This is a genomic window from Aminobacter sp. P4_D5, assembly GCF_056401815.1.
Genome location: NZ_JBFUIP010000991.1, coordinates 1 through 607, shown reverse-complemented (window position 1 = coordinate 607; position 607 = coordinate 1). Strand labels below are relative to the sequence as shown.

At 71.7% G+C, this 607-nt stretch carries 1 protein-coding gene; it reads right to left on the bottom strand.

Annotation, left to right across the window (positions count from 1 at the left end; translation table 11 throughout):
• Positions 1-589, bottom strand: a 589-nt coding sequence (locus AC1DWF_RS36245; RefSeq protein WP_476843281.1) for a hypothetical protein, incomplete at its 3' end; no start/stop codon positions are given.
• Positions 590-607 lie beyond the last annotated feature (18 nt).

Genomic DNA, 607 nt, shown 5'->3' with positions numbered 1-607 from the left:
GCTCCCGCTCCGCGCGCTCGAAGCGCAGGCCGACGATGGGCCGCGTCGCCGACAGCCGCGCGACCCCGACGAGCGCCACCAGGCGGTCGAGCGATCCGGCCTCCGAGGTCTCGATGAAGGCGCTGTCGTAGATGCGGTCGAGCATCTGGTAGGAGAGCGCCATCTCCCGCCCCACCGTCTCCAGCATGGTCCGCACCACGGAGCCGACGCTGAGGTCGGTCAGCTCGGTGCGCTCCGCCTGCACCGGGAAATAGTTCACCGTGAGTGGCGTGCCCGGGATCGGGCGCCGCCCCTCCGGCCGGAAGCGGATCGCATCGGGCTCGCCGGCGCCGGAGGCCGCGACCAGCTCGAAATCAGCGGGGGTGAACCGGTAGGTGATCTGCCGTGCCGCAACGCCCGCGCCGACCGTTACCGCGCCTTCCAGGAAGCTCACCTGCCGCACCGGACGCTTGGTCAGGAGCATCGGCGTCACCGGCAGGCCCTCGGGTGGCGCGGTCAGGCTTTCGCGCACGGTGCCGCCGACGAGGGTCGTGAGCAGGTCGCGCACGATCGCGTCGTAGCTGCGGGCGGTGAAGCTGGTGCCACTCACAGCGAGGCCTCCAGGAAG